The organism is Campylobacter sp. US53, assembly GCF_004378995.1.
GTDB lineage: Bacteria > Campylobacterota > Campylobacteria > Campylobacterales > Campylobacteraceae > Campylobacter_D > Campylobacter_D jejuni.
Genome location: NZ_RYYH01000001.1, coordinates 155,306 through 171,455, shown reverse-complemented (window position 1 = coordinate 171,455; position 16,150 = coordinate 155,306). Strand labels below are relative to the sequence as shown.

At 27.4% G+C, this 16,150-nt stretch carries 18 protein-coding genes and 1 pseudogene; 12 read left to right on the top strand and 7 right to left on the bottom strand.

From position 1 onward, the window contains the following. Window positions 1-16: 16 nt before the first annotated feature. Window positions 17-319 carry a cytochrome c gene (locus tag ELQ05_RS00865; RefSeq protein WP_070317048.1) on the bottom strand — a complete coding sequence of 101 codons (303 nt, stop codon included), beginning with the start codon at window positions 317-319 and terminating at the stop codon, window positions 17-19. 80 nt (window positions 320-399) lie between these two features. Between ELQ05_RS00865 and gmhB the strand changes: the two genes are divergently transcribed. The 5 genes from gmhB to ELQ05_RS00840 are packed head-to-tail and all read left to right on the top strand — an operon-like array spanning window position 400 to window position 4,613. After that, a complete protein-coding gene (gmhB, locus tag ELQ05_RS00860; RefSeq protein WP_088303468.1) occupies window positions 400-960 on the top strand; it encodes a D-glycero-alpha-D-manno-heptose-1,7-bisphosphate 7-phosphatase in 561 nt (186 codons plus the stop codon). Further along, on the top strand, window positions 961-1,914 hold the full coding sequence (gene rfaD, locus ELQ05_RS00855) for an ADP-glyceromanno-heptose 6-epimerase (protein WP_070317050.1): 954 nt from the start codon (window positions 961-963) through the stop codon (window positions 1,912-1,914). After that, the gene (rfaE1, locus tag ELQ05_RS00850; protein WP_134239848.1) at window positions 1,907-3,292 is read left to right on the top strand and encodes a D-glycero-beta-D-manno-heptose-7-phosphate kinase; all 1,386 of its coding nucleotides are present in this window, start codon (window positions 1,907-1,909) and stop codon (window positions 3,290-3,292) included. Before rfaD ends, rfaE1 begins: the two co-directional genes overlap by 8 nt. Next, a complete protein-coding gene (gmhA, locus tag ELQ05_RS00845; RefSeq protein WP_070317052.1) occupies window positions 3,289-3,849 on the top strand; it encodes a D-sedoheptulose 7-phosphate isomerase in 561 nt (186 codons plus the stop codon). Before rfaE1 ends, gmhA begins: the two co-directional genes overlap by 4 nt. Next, window positions 3,849-4,613: a glycosyltransferase family 25 protein gene (locus ELQ05_RS00840; protein WP_134239847.1), complete on the top strand. Its 765-nt coding sequence runs from the start codon at window positions 3,849-3,851 to the stop codon at window positions 4,611-4,613. The genes gmhA and ELQ05_RS00840 overlap by 1 nt, the downstream gene beginning before the upstream one ends. Here the strand turns inward: ELQ05_RS00840 and waaF are convergent. After that, window positions 4,599-5,549: a lipopolysaccharide heptosyltransferase II gene (waaF, locus tag ELQ05_RS00835; RefSeq protein WP_134224604.1), complete on the bottom strand. Its 951-nt coding sequence runs from the start codon at window positions 5,547-5,549 to the stop codon at window positions 4,599-4,601. The two genes, ELQ05_RS00840 and waaF, sit on opposite strands and share 15 nt — an antisense overlap. Window positions 5,550-5,607: 58 nt before the next feature. Between waaF and ELQ05_RS00830 the strand changes: the two genes are divergently transcribed. After that, the gene (locus ELQ05_RS00830) at window positions 5,608-6,417 is read left to right on the top strand and encodes a glycosyltransferase family 2 protein (protein ID WP_057031457.1); all 810 of its coding nucleotides are present in this window, start codon (window positions 5,608-5,610) and stop codon (window positions 6,415-6,417) included. A 50-nt stretch (window positions 6,418-6,467) separates the two neighbouring features. Next, on the top strand, window positions 6,468-7,298 hold the full coding sequence (locus ELQ05_RS00825; RefSeq protein ID WP_134239846.1) for a hypothetical protein: 831 nt from the start codon (window positions 6,468-6,470) through the stop codon (window positions 7,296-7,298). Here the strand turns inward: ELQ05_RS00825 and ELQ05_RS00820 are convergent. Continuing rightward, the gene (locus tag ELQ05_RS00820; RefSeq protein WP_134239845.1) at window positions 7,287-8,354 is read right to left on the bottom strand and encodes a glycosyltransferase family 4 protein; all 1,068 of its coding nucleotides are present in this window, start codon (window positions 8,352-8,354) and stop codon (window positions 7,287-7,289) included. The two genes, ELQ05_RS00825 and ELQ05_RS00820, sit on opposite strands and share 12 nt — an antisense overlap. A 57-nt stretch (window positions 8,355-8,411) precedes the next feature. On the opposite strand from ELQ05_RS00820, the gene ELQ05_RS08340 reads away from it, so the two are divergent. The 4 genes from ELQ05_RS08340 to ELQ05_RS00805 all read left to right on the top strand — a co-directional run bounded on the left by ELQ05_RS08340 (window position 8,412) and on the right by ELQ05_RS00805 (window position 11,534). After that, window positions 8,412-8,654 carry a glycosyltransferase family 2 protein gene (locus ELQ05_RS08340; protein ID WP_243832725.1) on the top strand — a complete coding sequence of 81 codons (243 nt, stop codon included), beginning with the start codon at window positions 8,412-8,414 and terminating at the stop codon, window positions 8,652-8,654. Beyond that, window positions 8,641-9,390 (top strand): glycosyltransferase family 2 protein, encoded by a 750-nt coding sequence (locus ELQ05_RS00815; protein ID WP_243832724.1) that lies wholly within the window; start codon window positions 8,641-8,643, stop codon window positions 9,388-9,390. Before ELQ05_RS08340 ends, ELQ05_RS00815 begins: the two co-directional genes overlap by 14 nt. A 76-nt stretch (window positions 9,391-9,466) precedes the next feature. Next, window positions 9,467-10,675, top strand: a complete 1,209-nt coding sequence (locus tag ELQ05_RS00810) for a glycosyltransferase family 2 protein (protein ID WP_134239844.1) — start codon at window positions 9,467-9,469, stop codon at window positions 10,673-10,675. Further along, window positions 10,668-11,534: a glycosyltransferase family 2 protein gene (locus tag ELQ05_RS00805; protein WP_134239843.1), complete on the top strand. Its 867-nt coding sequence runs from the start codon at window positions 10,668-10,670 to the stop codon at window positions 11,532-11,534. Before ELQ05_RS00810 ends, ELQ05_RS00805 begins: the two co-directional genes overlap by 8 nt. Here ELQ05_RS00805 and ELQ05_RS00800 read toward each other — a convergent pair. From ELQ05_RS00800 to waaC, 4 genes and pseudogenes are all read right to left on the bottom strand, one after another. Continuing rightward, window positions 11,526-12,587: a glycosyltransferase family 4 protein gene (locus ELQ05_RS00800; protein WP_111947116.1), complete on the bottom strand. Its 1,062-nt coding sequence runs from the start codon at window positions 12,585-12,587 to the stop codon at window positions 11,526-11,528. The genes ELQ05_RS00805 and ELQ05_RS00800 overlap by 9 nt on opposite strands. Then, window positions 12,580-13,347 (bottom strand): annotated as a pseudogene (locus ELQ05_RS00795) (glycosyltransferase family 2 protein); the annotation flags it as partial. The gene ELQ05_RS00800 and the pseudogene ELQ05_RS00795, both read right to left, overlap by 8 nt. Next, complete coding sequence (gene htrB / locus ELQ05_RS00790; RefSeq protein WP_134224610.1) at window positions 13,344-14,231, bottom strand: lipid A biosynthesis lauroyl acyltransferase HtrB; 888 nt, start codon at window positions 14,229-14,231, stop codon at window positions 13,344-13,346. The gene htrB and the pseudogene ELQ05_RS00795, both read right to left, overlap by 4 nt. Next, window positions 14,221-15,249: a lipopolysaccharide heptosyltransferase I gene (gene waaC / locus ELQ05_RS00785; RefSeq protein WP_088303577.1), complete on the bottom strand. Its 1,029-nt coding sequence runs from the start codon at window positions 15,247-15,249 to the stop codon at window positions 14,221-14,223. Before waaC ends, htrB begins: the two co-directional genes overlap by 11 nt. A gap of 65 nt (window positions 15,250-15,314) precedes the next feature. On the opposite strand from waaC, the gene ELQ05_RS00780 reads away from it, so the two are divergent. After that, the gene (locus ELQ05_RS00780; protein WP_134239842.1) at window positions 15,315-16,109 is read left to right on the top strand and encodes a 3'-5' exonuclease; all 795 of its coding nucleotides are present in this window, start codon (window positions 15,315-15,317) and stop codon (window positions 16,107-16,109) included. The last annotated feature ends 41 nt before the right edge of the window (window positions 16,110-16,150 follow it).

Here is a 16,150-nt window from a genome sequence, read left to right as displayed (position 1 = left end):
AAGCCTTTTTAAGAAATTATTTTAAAGTTTCAATATGAGCTTCAATAGCTTTAAAATCTTCTTCAGTTAAACCTTTAAGGTTAAGTTTCATGATCGCACCTTGACCATAAGCATTTCTTTTGCCTTCTGAATATTCTTTCATGTATTGAAGTCTTTCAGCAGAAGAAAGAGTTTTTAAGGCTGGAACTTTGTTTAAGTAAACTTTGTCAGCATTTGCACCATGGCATACTGCACATTTTTTAAAAAGTGTAGCACCATCTGCAGCAAAAGCAGAAACGCCAATACATGCCAAAGCAGAAACTACTAATAATTTTTTCATTTGTTTTCTCCTTAGTAAAAATTAGATTGCTAGGTATTATATATCTTTATTTTTATAAAAATCTTAAGAAATTAAAGATAATGTTTATTTTCTTTTTAAAAAAGCTATATTATAATGTTTTTATGAAAACAAAAGCATTATTTTTAGATAGAGACGGTGTGATTAATATAGATAAAAAATATGTCTATAAAATAGAAGATTTCGAATTTTGTAATGGAATTTTTGAACTTTGTAGATATTTTTTAGCTAAAAATTATTTGCTTTTTATAGCGACAAACCAATCAGGCATTGCAAGAGGATATTACAAGGAAAGTGATTTTTTAAAGCTTTGTGATTACATGCTTAAAGAATTTGTCAAACAAGATATAAAAATTGATAAAATTTATCATTGTCCGCATTTAGAAGGTTGTGAGTGTCGCAAACCTAAAGCAGGAATGCTTTTAAAAGCAAAAGATGAGTTTGATTTGGATATGAAAAATTCTATCTTTATCGGAGATAATCTAAGCGATATGCAAGCAGGATTAAATGCTGATATTGGTACTTTGATTTTAGTAAATGAAGAAAAAAAAGAAGGCGATTTTTTTAAGCAATGCAAAAATTTAAAAGAAATTTTGAGCTTTTTTAAAGAAAAGGACATTTAAATGAAAATAGCAATTACAGGTGGTGCAGGATTTATAGGTTCACAACTGGCTTTAAATTTGCAAGAAAAACATGAAATTTTAATCATCGATAAAATGCGTAGTAGTGCGACTTTTGAAAATGGAAATTTACAAAGTTTTGGGCATTTTAAAAATTTGCTTGAATTTGATGGAGAGCTTTTTGTAGGTGATATTAATGATGAAAAAGTTTTAAAAAAGATTGAAGATTTTAAGCCAGAGATTATTTTTCATCAAGCAGCAATTTCAGACACTACGGTTTTTGATCAAACTAAGGTTTTACAAACCAATTTAAATACTTTTAAAGATTTTATAGAACTTAGCATAGATCTTAATGCAAAGCTTATTTATGCAAGCTCAGCTTCGGTTTATGGTGATGCAAAAAGTCCGCAAACTGTAGGTAAAGATGAAGAACCAAAAAATCCTTATGCTTTTTCAAAATTGATGATGGATAAGTTGGCGAAAAAATACTACGATAAAGCTCATTTGATAGGACTTAGATATTTTAATGTTTATGGAAAAGGCGAATTTTATAAAAACAAAACCGCTTCTATGGTTTTGCAATTTGGACATCAAATTTTAGCGGGTAAAAATCCACGCTTATTTGAAGGAAGTGATAAAATTTATAGAGATTTTACCTATATCAAAGATGTTATTAGTGCCAATTTAATCGCCCTTGACTCAAAATGTGGAGTTTATAATGTAGGCAGTGGTAAAGCAAGGACTTTTCAAGATATAGTTGATATTTTGCAAAAAGAGTTAAAGACTGATTTGCCTTGTGAATATATCCCAAATCCTTATGTAAAATCTTATCAATTCCATACTGAAGCAAAACTAGAACAAGCTTGGGATTATCAGCCAAAATTTAGTCTTGAAGAGGGTATAAAAGATTATTTAGATGAGATAAAAAGACTTTTTGAAAAGGAAGTAAATGCTTGAGTTTTTAAGCCAGCAAAAACCTAAAATTTTGATTATAGGGGATTTTATGGTGGATAATTACACTTGGTGTGATTGTTCGCGTATCAGCCCTGAAGCCCCTGTTTTGGTAGCTAAAACTCTTAAAGAAGATAAAAAATTAGGCGGGGCTGCGAATGTTTATGCAAATTTAAAAAGCTTGGGAGCTGATGTTTTTACATTCGGTGTTGTGGGCGATGATGAGAGTGGGAAATTTTTACAAGAAAATTTAAAAGGAGAATTTTTGATCCAAAAAGGACGCAAAACTCCTTTTAAAAATCGTATTATGGCACACAATCAGCAGGTTTTAAGACTAGATGAAGAAGATACAAGTGAGATTTTGCTTGAAAATGAGCTTATTGCTTTGTTTGATAAAAAGATTAAAGACTTTAAGGCTGTGGTTTTAAGCGATTATGCCAAAGGTGTTTTAACCCCTAAAGTTTGTAAGGCTGTGATAGAAAAGGCTAAGGTTTTAAATATCCCTGTTTTGGTTGATCCTAAGGGGAGTGATTTTAGCAAATACAGTGGTGCAACCTTACTTACACCTAATAAAAAAGAAGCTTTAGAGGCTTTGAAATTTGAAAATTTAGAGGGTGAAAATTTAGAAAAAGGGATTAAAAAATTAAAAGAAGATTTTGCTTTGCGTTATTCTATCATCACTCTTTCAGAAGCGGGGATCGCACTTTTTGATAAGAGTTTAAAAATCGCACCTGCTAAAGCCTTAGAAGTTTATGATGTAACAGGGGCGGGCGATAGTGTGATCGCCGTTTTGGCTTTTTGTTTGGCAAATGAGATTGAAATTTTTAAAGCTTGCGAACTTGCCAATGAAGCTGCAGCCGTTGTAGTGAGTAAAATAGGTAGCGTGAGTGTGAGTTTTGATGAGATTAAGAGTTTTAATCGTGTGGATTTTGAGAAAAAAATCAAAAGCAAAGAAGAACTTTTAACGCTTTTAAAACAAAATGATAAAAAGATTGTTTTTACAAATGGTTGTTTTGATATAGTGCATTTTGGACATATAAAATACCTTGAAAAAGCTAAAAGATTGGGTGATGTTTTGATTGTAGGTTTAAACTCAGATGCGAGTGTGAAAAGACTCAAAGGCGAGAGTCGTCCTGTAAATTCAGAGTTTCAAAGAGCTTGCATATTGGCAGCTTTTTATTTTGTAGATTTTGTAGTGATTTTTGATGAAGATACGCCTTTGGAACTTATAAGCTTTTTAAAACCCGATATTTTGGTTAAAGGGGCTGATTATAAAGATAAGCTTGTTGTGGGTGCGGATATCGTTTCAAAGGTTAAATTAATTGACTTTGAAGAAGGATTTAGCACAAGCAAGATCGTAGAAAAGATTAAGGATAAAATATGATAAATTTAATAGAAAAAGAATGGCAAGAACATCAAAAAATCGCTCAAAAAAGTGAAATTTTAAAAGGACAAATCGCTAAAGTAGGTGAGCTTTTATGTGAGTGTCTTAAAAAAGGTGGTAAAATTTTAATTTGCGGAAATGGTGGAAGTGCAGCTGATGCACAGCATTTTGCAGCTGAACTTAGTGGGCGTTATAAAAAAGAACGCAAGGCTTTAGCAGGTATAGCGCTTACAACCGATACTTCAGCACTTAGTGCTATAGGAAATGACTATGGTTTTGAGTTTGTTTTTTCAAGACAAGTGGAAGCTTTAGGAAATGAAAATGATGTTTTAATCGGTATTTCAACGAGCGGAAAAAGCCCTAATGTTTTAGAAGCTTTTAAAAAAGCAAAAGAACTTAATATGCTTTGTTTAGGGCTTAGTGGAAAGGGTGGTGGAATGATGAATAAGCTTTGTGATCATAATCTTGTTGTGCCAAGCGATGATACAGCTAGAATTCAAGAAATGCACATTTTAATCATACATACGCTTTGTCAGATTATAGATGAGAGTTTTTAATGAAAGTTTTTATCATCAATTTAGAGCGTTCTTTAGATAGAAAAGAGCATATGCAAAAACAAATCCAAAAGCTTTTTGAAATAAATCCTACTTTAAAAAATAAATTAGAATTTATTTTCTTTAAGGCTATTGATGCTAAAAATAAAGAACATTTGGAATTTAAAGATCATTTTCCTTGGTGGGGTTCTTGGGTGCTGGGTAGAGGGCTTTCTGATGGAGAAAAAGCTTGTTTTGCTAGTCATTATAAACTTTGGCAAGAATGCATGAAGCTTGATGAGCCTATAATCATCCTAGAGGATGATGTGGAATTTAGTGATGAATTTTTAAATAATGGAGTAGAATATATAGATGAGCTATTAAAGAGCAAATATGAATATATAAGACTTTGTTATTTATTTGATAAAAGATTGTATTTTTTGAACGAGAATGGATATTATTTAAGTTTTGAAAAACTTGCTGGATCTCAAGGTTATGTACTGCAAGTAAGTGCTGCAAAGAAATTTCTTAAATATGCTAAAAATTGGATCTATGCCGTAGATGATTATATGGATATGTTTTATAAACATAATGTGTTAAATATAGTTAAAAAACCTTTATTATTAAAACATGATTGTAGAATAGAAAGTTCAATTTCTCAAGCTGGACGTTTATTTTTGAAGGCTAAATTTTACAGAAAAATTATTAGAGAAATTTTTAGACTTTATAGAAATATTTTAAAACTATCTTATACTTTTTACATTAAGAAAAAATTAGATATTAATTAAATTTTGAATTGCTTTTAAAATCACTTCAGGCTTTAAATCTTTCATGCATTTGTGGTGTTTTAAAGGACAGGTTTTTTGCATACAAGGCATACAAGCTAGATCTAAATGCACTAATTTTGCGTTTTGATTTTGCCAAGGTGAAGTTTGGGTAAATTTCGTAGGGCCAAAAATAGCCACGGTTTTTACCTTATAAACCGCACTTATGTGCATAGGACCACTGTCATTTGTGATAAAAAGATCGCAAAAAGCGATATTTTGACAAAGGGTTTTGATAGTGGTTTTATTGCAAAGATTTTTTACTTTTATGTTTTGTTCTTTTAAAATTTGATAAATTTCATTACAAAGTTCTTGTTCGGCTTTTCCTGCACCAAAGATTAAAATTTCATGACTTTGGCTGAAATTTAAAGCCACTTTAGCAAAATAACTCGCATCCCATCTTTTTGCACTTCCAAAGCTTGCGCCAGGGTTGAGTCCTAGAATTTTTTTACCATTTTTTAAGACAAGAGGGTTTTGAAATTTTAGCTTAAAGGGAAGTTTTAAGTCTTTAAAATGAGCTTTTATGTCAAGCGAGTTTTCTATAAAATAAAGGTATTTTAAAACTTGATGTTCTTCTTTGTACTTGTTTTTGTTAAAAAAATATCTTTGTTTTGTTTTAAGAATATACAAGATAATCTTAGAAGAAAACGCAGATCTAAAAGCAAAGCTAAAATTGATTTTACCAAGTTCTTTGCGTAAAGATAGGGCTTGTTTGTAGCGGGATTGCTTATTTTCTATGATGATTTTAGAATTAGGAAATTCTTTAAAAAGTGTTGTGGAAACCAAAGAACCATAAAGGATAAATTGAGCATCTTTAAAGTGTTCTTTTATAGCATATAAAGCAGGCGAAGCCATCACCGCATCGCCTAGCCAAGTGGGAAGGTGTATAAAAATTTTCATAAATTTCCTAAACTTTGATAGAATTGTTTTTATTATTTTAACAAAATTTAGGAAAAATATGCCACAACTTTCGATCATAATTCCGCTTTTTAATTCTTGTGATTTTATCTTAAGAGCTTTGCAAAGTTGTATAAATCAGACTTTAAAAGATATTGAAATTTTGATTATCGATGATAAAAGTAAAGATAATAGTTTAAATATGGTTTTAGAATTTGCTAAAAAAGATCCAAGGATAAAAATCTTTCAAAATGAAGAAAATTTAGGAACTTTTGCAAGTAGAAATTTGGGAGTTTTGCATTCTAGGTCTAATTTTATAATGTTTTTAGATAGTGATGATTTTTTAACTCTTGATGCTTGTGAAATAGCGTTTAAAGAGATGAAAAAAGGTTTTGATTTGCTTTGTTTTGATGCCTTTGTGCATAGGGTAAAAACCAAACAATTTTATCGTTTTAAACAAGATGAAGTTTTTAATCAAAAGGAATTTTTAGAATTCTTAAGCAAACAAAGGCATTTTTGCTGGTCAGTTTGGGCGAAGTGCTTTAGAAAAGATATCATCTTAAAAAGTTTTGAAAAAGTTAAAATAGATGAGTATTTGAGCTATGGCGAAGATGTGCTTTTTTGTTATATTTATTTTATGTTTTGCGAGAAAATAGCTGTTTTTAAAACTTGCATTTATCATTATGAATTTAATCCAAATGGAAGATATGAAAACAAAAATAAAGAAATTTTAAATCAAAACTATAAAGATAAAAAGAAAAGTAATGAACTTATAAGAAGACTTTCTATGGATTTTAAAAATGATAATTTTCATGAAAAATTATTTAGTGTTTTAGAGAAAGAGGAAATGAGTTTGAAAAATAGAAATTAAGTTTAGATTTTATATAATTAGGTTTGTATTTTAATAATAAAAGGCTAAGAATGACTGAAATTTCAAGTTTTTGGTATACTCCTAAAGGTTATAAAGGTATAGGTCTAATGGAAATCCTTACTATTAAATCTTGGCTTGATAATGGATATAAATTCCATCTGTATACTTATAATTTAGATGATAAAATATTTTTAAAATTTCAAGAATTATTTAGCAATTTTATACTTAAAGATGCAAATGAGATTGTACCTTTTAGTGAGTATTTTAGCGATGATAGAGGAGCTGGAGTAGCTGCTTTTTCGGATTATTTTAGGTTTAATCTTTTATATCAAAGAGATGCTCTTTGGGTAGATTTAGATATGGTTTGTTTAAATCATATGGATTTAAGTCAAGAATATATTTTTACCCAGGAGATTGACAAAGATGAAACTAAACCAAGAATTACAACATCATTTTTAAAATTTCCTAAAAATTCGGATTTTGGGAAAAATCTTATACAAGAAGCAAAAAAGATTATAGATAATAAAAAAATTATTCCTTGGGGGGTAATAGGTCCTTGGTTTTTAGCAGAACAGGTTGAAAAATGGGATTTAGGTAAATATAAATGGGATTATAAACAAACTTGTCAAATTCCGTGGTATAAAGTTAAAAATTTTATAGACAAGGGACAAGTTTTTGATGAAGGTAGACCTTGTTTACACTTATTTTCCGAAATGTGGAAAACTAACAAAATGAATAAAAATTTATTTTATAAAAACGGGATTTATGGTAGTTTGTTAACCAAATATTATATAAATGATTTATTAGATACTATAGATTATCCTAAAAGAAATTTCTTTTTAAAGTGTATTGATAATATTAAATATAAGTTAAAAATTTAAGATTTTCTCCCATTTTAACATGACAGTTTTTTCAGAAAAATTTTTTATAGCTTTTTGTTTAGCTTTTTCTCCCATATTTGCTCTTAAATTTTCATTTTCTATTAAAATTTTAGTTTTTTGAGCAAAATATAAAAGATCATTATCTGGTATTAAATATCCATTTTCTCCATCATCTATAATATCGCTTGGCCCTGTTTTAATATCAAATGCAACCAATGGTAGCCCAAATGATAAAGCTTCTATTAATACCATAGGAAAGCCTTCATAATAGCTACACATTGCAAATATACTAGCGTTTAGATATTCTTTTTCAATATCCTGTGTAAAAGGTTTAATCTTGATTGAATTTTCAAGATTATTATCTTGAATTTTTGTTTGAATTTTTTCTTTATTTTCCCCCTCTCCAATTATGGTTAATGTCCATTCTTGATATTTTTTATTATTTTGAATAATATTCCAAATTTCAATAAGCCTAAGAAATCCTTTTAAATCATCTTGTGTAAACCTTCCTACACTTAAAATATTTTTTTGTCTATAATTAGTTTTTTTAGATGGAATGCAAGGTAGAAAGTTAGGAATGGTATAAATATTTTGATGTCTTTTCTTCCATTGCTCAAGTTCTTTACTTGAAAGAGTAATAATTTTATGAAAATAAGAGAGATTATTACATTGCTTGTAAACATTGAAATTTCCATGTATAATTTTAATATATTGTGTATTTTTTAGTTTAAATATAGGTACAAATGTCTGATAATCATTTGATATAATGACATCTACCCCCCGCCGCCATTTTTTTATCATTTTATTGATAATTATATTGTTTATTATTGTTTTTATGGCTGTAATTTTTTTAGATTTAAGTGGTGTTTCTGTGTTTTTATATAAAAAATGTAGATTAACATTTTTATTTAATAAAAATGGAACGAAAGAATTTTTTTTGTATATACTAAGAATAATCACATCATGGTTTTTTGCTAAAGAATTAGCCAAATTAGCAACAACTCTTTCAGTACCACCATATACCGTCATATCATAATTTATAAGTAAAATTTTCATTAAATTTCCTAAGTTATAATTTTCATTTATTTAAATATATATAAAGGAAGATTATAGTTGAAGAATTCTGAAATTTCAATAATTATACCCACCTATAATGTAGAAAAATATATAGCAAGAGCTTTAGAAAGTTGCATAAATCAAACCTTTAAAGATATAGAAATAATCGTTGTGGATGATTGTGGAAATGACAAAAGTATAGAAATAGCTAAAGAATATGCCAAAAAAGATACAAGAATAAAAATAGTTTATAATGAAGAGAATTTAGGTCTTTTGAGGGCTAGGTATGAGGGGGGGTAAAATTGTAAATTCTCCTTATATTATGTTTTTAGATCCTGATGATTATTTAGAACTTAATGCTTGTGAAGAGTGTGTGAGAATTTTAAACACTCAAAAAGAAAGTGATTTTATATGGTTTGATTTTATATATAAAAGAATTTCAGGGGTTGTAAATAGGGGAAATTTTTTACAAGATCAAACTTTTACTGTTTTTGAATATTGTCAGAATATTATAACTCAAAATAATAGTACTTCTTATTGGAATCTTTGTTCTAAACTTATTAAAACAGAAATATATTTAGCATCTTTTTCTTTTTTAGAAAAAAAGATATTAAACGCTAGATTAATCATGGCAGAAGATGCATTAATTTATTTTTTTATTATTTTAAATTGTGGAAAAATTACTACTAGTGCAAAAAATATTTATTATTATTGTCAAAATGACAATAGTTCTGTTGAGACTAATGATATTGTCAAAATTGAAAAAAACTTACAAGATGAAAAAATGGTTATTGGAATTTTACTAGAATTTTTAAATCATCATAAAAAGAATATTGAATTATATTTGTATGTTTTTTTAAAAATAATGATTGGTGAATTAATCGTATATAAATTACATCGAGAAATAAAATTATATCGATTAAAATATAATTATATGATATATAAAATAAAAAAAATAAAAAATAAATTTCTAATAAAATATTTTTTATTGAAAAGATTTTTGATGGAAAAGTATTTTAAAAATAAATTTAATTGAATGTGTTATAATTATCACTTAGATTACCATGTTGGAGTATTGGTATTGTTAAGCTTAAATTTAATAAAGAATTAATGTGTGCAAAATTTCCGTCATAATCCCAATCTATAATGTGGAAAAATACCTAGATGAGTGTTTAAAAAGCGTCATAAATCAAAGTTATAAAAAATTAGATATTATCTTAGTAGATGATGGAAGCACTGATAATAGCTTAAATATCGCTAGAGAATATGCCAAAAAAGATGAAAGAATTTTTCTTATTACAAAAGAAAATGGTGGTTTAAGTTCAGCTAGAAATGCGGGTTTAGAATTTATAAAAGGTACAAAATTAAGAGATTTTTTTGAAAATGAAGAAAATATTATTAGTTATAAAAAATCAAATACTTTTAAAAACAATACTAAAGAACTTACAAAAGAAGAAATAAATAAAAAATTTACAAAACTTAGCAAAAATATAATACAAACAAAGCTAAAAAATATTAACGATTTTATCATCCAAGATTTACCTGATAATATTATTCATTTTTTAGATTCCGATGATTATTTAGATCTTGATTGCATTGAAAAATGTGTAAATGAGATGAGTAAAGATGATATAGATATTTGTACACATAATATTAAAGAATTTCTTGAAGAAGAGCAAGTATTTAGACAAAAAGCAGAATGTGATATTTATTTAAATTGTAAATACGCTAAAAATATCAGTGGGATTGATTTTTTTAAAAAAAATAATATTTGTGAGTTTTATTTTGCTTGGCAAGGAGCTTTTAGAGCAAGTTTATTAAATGCCTATAAGCTTCGTTTTACTTATGGGATTTATCATGAAGATCATGATTTTGGAACTATATTATTCTTAAGCGCTAAAAAGATAACTTGTATTAAAGAAGAGTTGTTAATTTATAGAATTCGATTTAATTCTATAATAAAAAGTGAAAAAGAAAAAATAATTCCTAAAAATATGCCTTTTTATTTAGAGCCTTTAAGACATTATTTTGATGATTATTCTAAGCTTAGAGCTTATTTTAAGGCTTATTGTATGTGTAAGATTGGAGTCAATATCCTACTTTTTTGCAAAGAAAGTAGGATATTAAATGAAAAATTAGCAAATAAGATATTTTTACATTATATTCATTATTATATTGAGCAATACTATCCTTTAAATTATCTCAATATAAAGGATTTATTTGCTTTAGTGGATATCAATTTAAGATTTTTTAGATTTAGGTTACTATTTAGATTTTATTTGCGCCATCCTAAAAAACTTTTTAAGAAAAATAATGCCTAAAATTTCAATAATTATACCCACCTATAATGTAGAAAAATATATAGCAAGAGCTTTAGAAAGTTGCATAAATCAAACCTTTAAAGATATAGAAATAATCATTGTGGATGATTGTGGAAATGACAAAAGTATAGAAATAGCTAAAGAATATGCCAAAAAAGATACAAGAATAAAAATAATCTACAATAAAACAAACCTAGGTACCTTTGCAGCCAGAAATAATGGTGTTAAACATTCAAATAGTGAGTATTTGATGTTTTTAGATCCTGATGATTATTTAGAGCTTGATGCTTGCAAAAAATTAATACTCTTAATACATACTTATAAAATATGCCAATTTTCTTTTACTCAGATTAGTAATGGCGTTAAATTAAAATCAGCATTTAAGGATACACTTAAAAATTTAGAAGAATTTAAAGGAATTTATTGGAATATCTGCACTCTGTTTGTAAAAAAGGATTTTTATTTGGATTCATTAAAAGAGCTTTTTGCAATAGATAAAAAACTCCTAGTAGCCGAAGATATGCTTGCGTTTTTTTTCTTGATAAACAATTTAAATGATAATGGATACTTGCAAGTTGATTTGCATTTGTATAATTATGTAGATAATTCTTTTTCGATTACTAAGCGACGAAAAAATAAAGAGAAAATTCAGGATTGTTTAGATGATTATTTTTATATTTTAAAATATATAAAAGAAAATAAAATTCTTAAAGAAAATTTAAAGTCATATGTCTTGATTTATTTACAAATTGATATTTTAAAATTTTTATTTAATAATAAAGAAATAAATTATTTTAAATATAAATTTTTAAAAAAAATGTATAAAGTTAAATTATTTTTTTACCATTTTTTAAAATGAAGCAATTTCATTCCATTTTTTCATAATTACTTCTTTGCTAAATTCTTTTTGTACTTTTTCTTTGGCGTTTTTGCCAAATTTTTCTCTTAAACTTTCATCTTGCATTAATATCTTAAGCTTATTTGCAAATTCTTGCAAATTTCCATCTTCTATTAAAAAACCACTTTTTTTATTATCTATGATATCGCTTGGACCATTATTGATATCAAAAGCAATGCTTGGAATGGTATAGCTTGCACTTTCAGCTAAAACCATTCCAAAACCTTCAAAATGACTAGCCATTACATAAATACTTGCTTTTAAGTATTCTTCTTCTATATTTTGATTAAAAGGCAGTAAAATAATGGAATGTTCTAATTTTTTAGCTTGTATTTTATGAAGAATTTTTTCTTTTAAAAGCCCATCTCCTACGATATGAAGATTCCATTCTTTAAAATTTTCATCTTTTTTTACTATTTCCCATATATCAATAAGTCTTAAAAAACCCTTTTCTTTAGTAAATCTTCCCGCACTAAGTACAACTTTTTGTGATAAATTACTAGTTTTTAAAGATATGAAAGGGAGAAAATTTGGAATTACTTGTATATTTTTATGCCACTTTTGCCATTTATCAAGTTCTTTGGCTGAAAGTATGATGAGTGTATCAAAATAGTCAAAAATCTTTTTTTTCTTTTTTGGAGCTTTGATGTGCCAAATTCTAAAATATTTAAGTTTTTTATTTTTAAAAAAAGGTAAAAAATATCCATCATTAGCTAAAAGAATTTCATTTTTTGCATTTTTAAATTTTAAAATAATTAAAAGTGATAAAAAATAACGATAAAAAGTTTTTAAAAAGATTTTTTTAATTTTATTTGCATGATAAAAATTTTGATTACTAAGATAAGAAATTTTTATATCTTTACAAAGCTTATAAGCAGGTTGTTCAAAGCTTTTATAAAAGCTAAAAATTTCAACTTCATATTTTTTAGAAAAAGCATTAGCAAGATTAACGCAAACTCTTTCTCCGCCGCCGCTTTCAGTGATATCTTTTAAAAAAATATTAATTTTTTTCATGATTTAACTCGTAAAGTTTCATATAACGAAAAAAAGCCCCATTCGCATTTAAAAGAGCTATGATAAAACCTTTATAGCCGTATTTTATACCGCCACGAAAAAAATAATCTTTTACAAAAGTCAGCCAAAAGCGTAAAGTTGCTCCAAAAACACTTGCTTTTTTACCTTGCTTGAGTTTTTCTTTTGCTGAAAAACTAGTGTAAAGATTCATTTTGTAAATCATACTTTCTATTCCATTACAAGCATAATGCCTTAATCCATTTTTAAGATGAATTTTTTTAGCATTGTTTGATAAAATAAGACTTTCATGTACTAAATTATCATTAAAATGAGTGAAATTTTTATTAAAAATTCTTAAAACATAATCAGGCCACCAACCACATGCCTTTATCCATTCGCCTTTATAGAGATTTTTACGGCTAAGTGCGATGATATTATCTTCTTGAAGTTCTAAATTTTTAAGCTCTTTAATACACTCATTTTCAAGCACTTCATCAGCATCAATGCTTAAAATCCAATCATTTTTTGCATAACTTAAAGCAAGATTTTTTAAAGCTCCAAAACCTATAAAAGTACTGTGATAAATGTGCAAATTAGCAAAATCTTTTTTAAATTCATTAGCTATATTTAGGGTATTATCACTGCTTTCATTGTTAAGAAAAATAATTTCATCAAAATCTTTTAAAGAATTTAAGCACTCAAGCAAAGTTTGCTCAGCATTTTTTACGATGATAATAACGCTTATTTGCTTTAGATTCATTTTGCACCCTTGTAAATTTCCTCATTATAGCTTGCAAAGCGTCTATGGAAAAAAAAGTATTCCCAAGGTCTTTTTTTAATCATTTCTTCGCAACTTTGTGCTTGATAAAGTGTTAGCTCTTCTAAACTTGCACTTTGAGAATCTTTTGCTTTAAAAAACTCTATGTAAAATTTACCAGATTCTTTATAAGCGTAAACAGGGATGATTAAAGCATTGCTTCTTTGTGCGATAAGGCTTGCTCCCATTTGATAATTCACTTCTTTGTTAAAAAATTTCAATCTTACGCTTTCGTTTTCTACACAGTCTTGATCAGTTAAAATTCCCAAAGTTCGCTCTTTTTTTAGAGCACTTAGCATTTGTTTTATACCGCCTTTTTTATCGATAAGTTCTATGTCAAATTGGGTGCGACTTTGGCTTAAAATTTCATACATAACTTCACTTTTTAACTTTTTTCCTACTATGGAAATCGCACCATATTTAGCCGCATAAGCAAGGCTTAAAATTTCCCAGTTTCCATAGTGTGCAGTTGTGAAGATAATAGGACGCTTTAAAGCTAGAGCATCTATAAGAAAATTTTCATTGATAAAATTTACTTTATTGAGAATTTTTTCCTTGGTGGTGTTTTGATTTTGCAAACAATCAATCCCAAATTGAGCAAAATTTTCATAAATTTTCAAAGAGAGTTTATCGCGTTCTTTTTGAGTGTATTGAGGAAAACAGATTTGCAAATTTATATCGATGATTTTACGATGTTTTTTGTTAAGATGAAAAGTGATTCTTGCTACAATCAAAGCTAAAGAATTCAAGATACAATCAGGCATAAAAGTAACAAAAAATTTCAAAATATAATAAAGACTAAGATATATTCTATCGCTATTTTTCATTAAGTAAGCCTTTGGCAAGTTTAAAGATATCTTCTTCTTCTATACGCGTGATACAAAAATCACTTTTATCGATATGCTTGGCATTTTGGATTTTTTTACCCGCATCAATGATTTTATTGATATGAGTTTGAAAAGCATTGCGGTAGCTTGGTGTTGCCCCAAAAATCGTAATAGATGCTTTGTTTAAAGCAAAAGCCAAATGTGTTGGACCGCTATCATTTCCTATGATTAAATTCATCATTTTTGTAAAGGCCATTAGCTCTTCAAGATTGAATTTTGGTGCTAATTCTATATGTGTTTCATCAATGTCACTAAGATTTAAAACCTCTTTGGCAAATTCGTATTCTTTTACATTTCCCCAAGCGAGCCAAATTTTTGCTTGTTGAAATTCATTGATTAAAAGTTTGCAAAGTATAGCGAGTTTGGTTTTAGGATAGATTTTATTTTCTACGCTTGAACCCACGTGTATGAGTATGTTTTTTTCATTTTTATCAAGCTTGAGTTTATTGTTTAAGAGTTGTTTTAAATTTTCATCCACGCTAAAAATATCTTGCTTAAAGGCTAAATTTTTGGCATTAAAATCAGTATTTAACATAAAGGAGGTAAGACTTAAGTATCTTACAAATACATTTTCATTGTAATCTAACTCAAGTTTTTGGTTGTAGAAATTATGAGCAAAACTTTCTTTAAGGCTATTTTTATCAAAACCAAAGTTATTTCTACTTAAAATTCGACTTATAATAGCAGATTTTATGAGCCCTTGTAGATCTATTACTGCATTATAGTTGTTTTTTCTTGCATTAAGAAGAATTTTGAGGCTTTTTAGAATTTTTTTGTCTTTTAAGGGCAGGGCATAGAGTTTATCTATTAAAGGATGGTTTTTAAGTATGCCTTCAAATTTTTCATCTACAAACCAATGAATTTCTATATCTTTTTTAAAATTTTTGATAAATTGCAAAACCACGGCACTTTGGATAATATCACCAAGTGCTGACAAACGAACAATTGCTATTTTCATTAAAAGCCTAATATTTTAAAATTTTTGCTATGATTTTAGCGAAATTATTTAAAAAAAGGTTAAAAATGGCAAAAAATGAAGGTTATATTTGTGTTTTTGATTGTGAGAGTGTGCCAGATGTTGAGCTTATCCGCAAAACTTTGGGTTTTGAAGGAAGTGATTTGGAGGTAAGTTTAAAAGCACTTCAGTGGCAAAAAGAACAAAGCGGGAGTGAGTTTTTGCCTTTGCCTTATCATAAAATCATCAGTATTTGTGCGGTTTTAAGTGATAATTTTGGAAAATTTATCAAAGTAAATAAAATTGATGGGCAAAATGAAAAAGAAATGATTGAGAATTTTTTCAATTTTATAGAAAATTATGAGCCAAAATTAGTCAGCTTTAATGGTAAAAATTTTGATATGCCCGTTCTTGTTTTAAGGGCTTTAAAATACAATTTAAAAGCAGCAACTTATTTAGATACTCAAAGCGATAAATGGAATAATTATAAAACAAGATTTTCAGAATTAAAACATTGTGATTTATTAGAATCCTTAGGATCTAATGGGCGTGGAATAAAGCTTGATACACTTTGCTCTATGGTGGGTTTGCCAGGAAAATATGATGTGCATGGCGATGAGGTAATGAAGCTTTTTTATGAAAATGAACTTGAAAAAATTCACGAATATTGTGAAAGTGATGTTTTAAATACCTATATGCTTTTTTTAAAATATGAATTTATTAAAGCTAATGTTAGTGAAGAAGATTACATTGATTTTCTTTCTTATATGAGAGATTTTTTGCGTGTAAAAAAATCAGATCGTTCTTATACAGAAGTTTTTGCAAAAGCTTGTGAAAGTGAAATTTCAAAAGTTCGATCTTAAGTATTTAAGAAAATATATTAAAATTTATTTTTGACATTTTT

Excerpts from the sequence above, each read along its gene's own strand:
- ELQ05_RS00865 (WP_070317048.1), bottom strand. The coding sequence starts at position 319 with ATGAAAAAATTATTAGTAGTTTCTGCTTTGGCATGTATTGGCGTTTCT.
- gmhB (WP_088303468.1), top strand. The coding sequence starts at position 400 with ATGTTTATTTTCTTTTTAAAAAAGCTATATTATAATGTTTTTATGAAA.
- rfaD (WP_070317050.1), top strand. The coding sequence starts at position 961 with ATGAAAATAGCAATTACAGGTGGTGCAGGATTTATAGGTTCACAACTG.
- rfaE1 (WP_134239848.1), top strand. The coding sequence starts at position 1,907 with ATGCTTGAGTTTTTAAGCCAGCAAAAACCTAAAATTTTGATTATAGGG.
- gmhA (WP_070317052.1), top strand. The coding sequence starts at position 3,289 with ATGATAAATTTAATAGAAAAAGAATGGCAAGAACATCAAAAAATCGCT.
- ELQ05_RS00840 (WP_134239847.1), top strand. The coding sequence starts at position 3,849 with ATGAAAGTTTTTATCATCAATTTAGAGCGTTCTTTAGATAGAAAAGAG.
- waaF (WP_134224604.1), bottom strand. The coding sequence starts at position 5,549 with ATGAAAATTTTTATACACCTTCCCACTTGGCTAGGCGATGCGGTGATG.
- ELQ05_RS00830 (WP_057031457.1), top strand. The coding sequence starts at position 5,608 with ATGCCACAACTTTCGATCATAATTCCGCTTTTTAATTCTTGTGATTTT.
- ELQ05_RS00825 (WP_134239846.1), top strand. The coding sequence starts at position 6,468 with ATGACTGAAATTTCAAGTTTTTGGTATACTCCTAAAGGTTATAAAGGT.
- ELQ05_RS00820 (WP_134239845.1), bottom strand. The coding sequence starts at position 8,354 with ATGAAAATTTTACTTATAAATTATGATATGACGGTATATGGTGGTACT.
- ELQ05_RS00815 (WP_243832724.1), top strand. The coding sequence starts at position 8,641 with ATGAGGGGGGGTAAAATTGTAAATTCTCCTTATATTATGTTTTTAGAT.
- ELQ05_RS00805 (WP_134239843.1), top strand. The coding sequence starts at position 10,668 with ATGCCTAAAATTTCAATAATTATACCCACCTATAATGTAGAAAAATAT.
- ELQ05_RS00800 (WP_111947116.1), bottom strand. The coding sequence starts at position 12,587 with ATGAAAAAAATTAATATTTTTTTAAAAGATATCACTGAAAGCGGCGGC.
- htrB (WP_134224610.1), bottom strand. The coding sequence starts at position 14,231 with ATGAAAAATAGCGATAGAATATATCTTAGTCTTTATTATATTTTGAAA.
- waaC (WP_088303577.1), bottom strand. The coding sequence starts at position 15,249 with ATGAAAATAGCAATTGTTCGTTTGTCAGCACTTGGTGATATTATCCAA.
- ELQ05_RS00780 (WP_134239842.1), top strand. The coding sequence starts at position 15,315 with ATGGCAAAAAATGAAGGTTATATTTGTGTTTTTGATTGTGAGAGTGTG.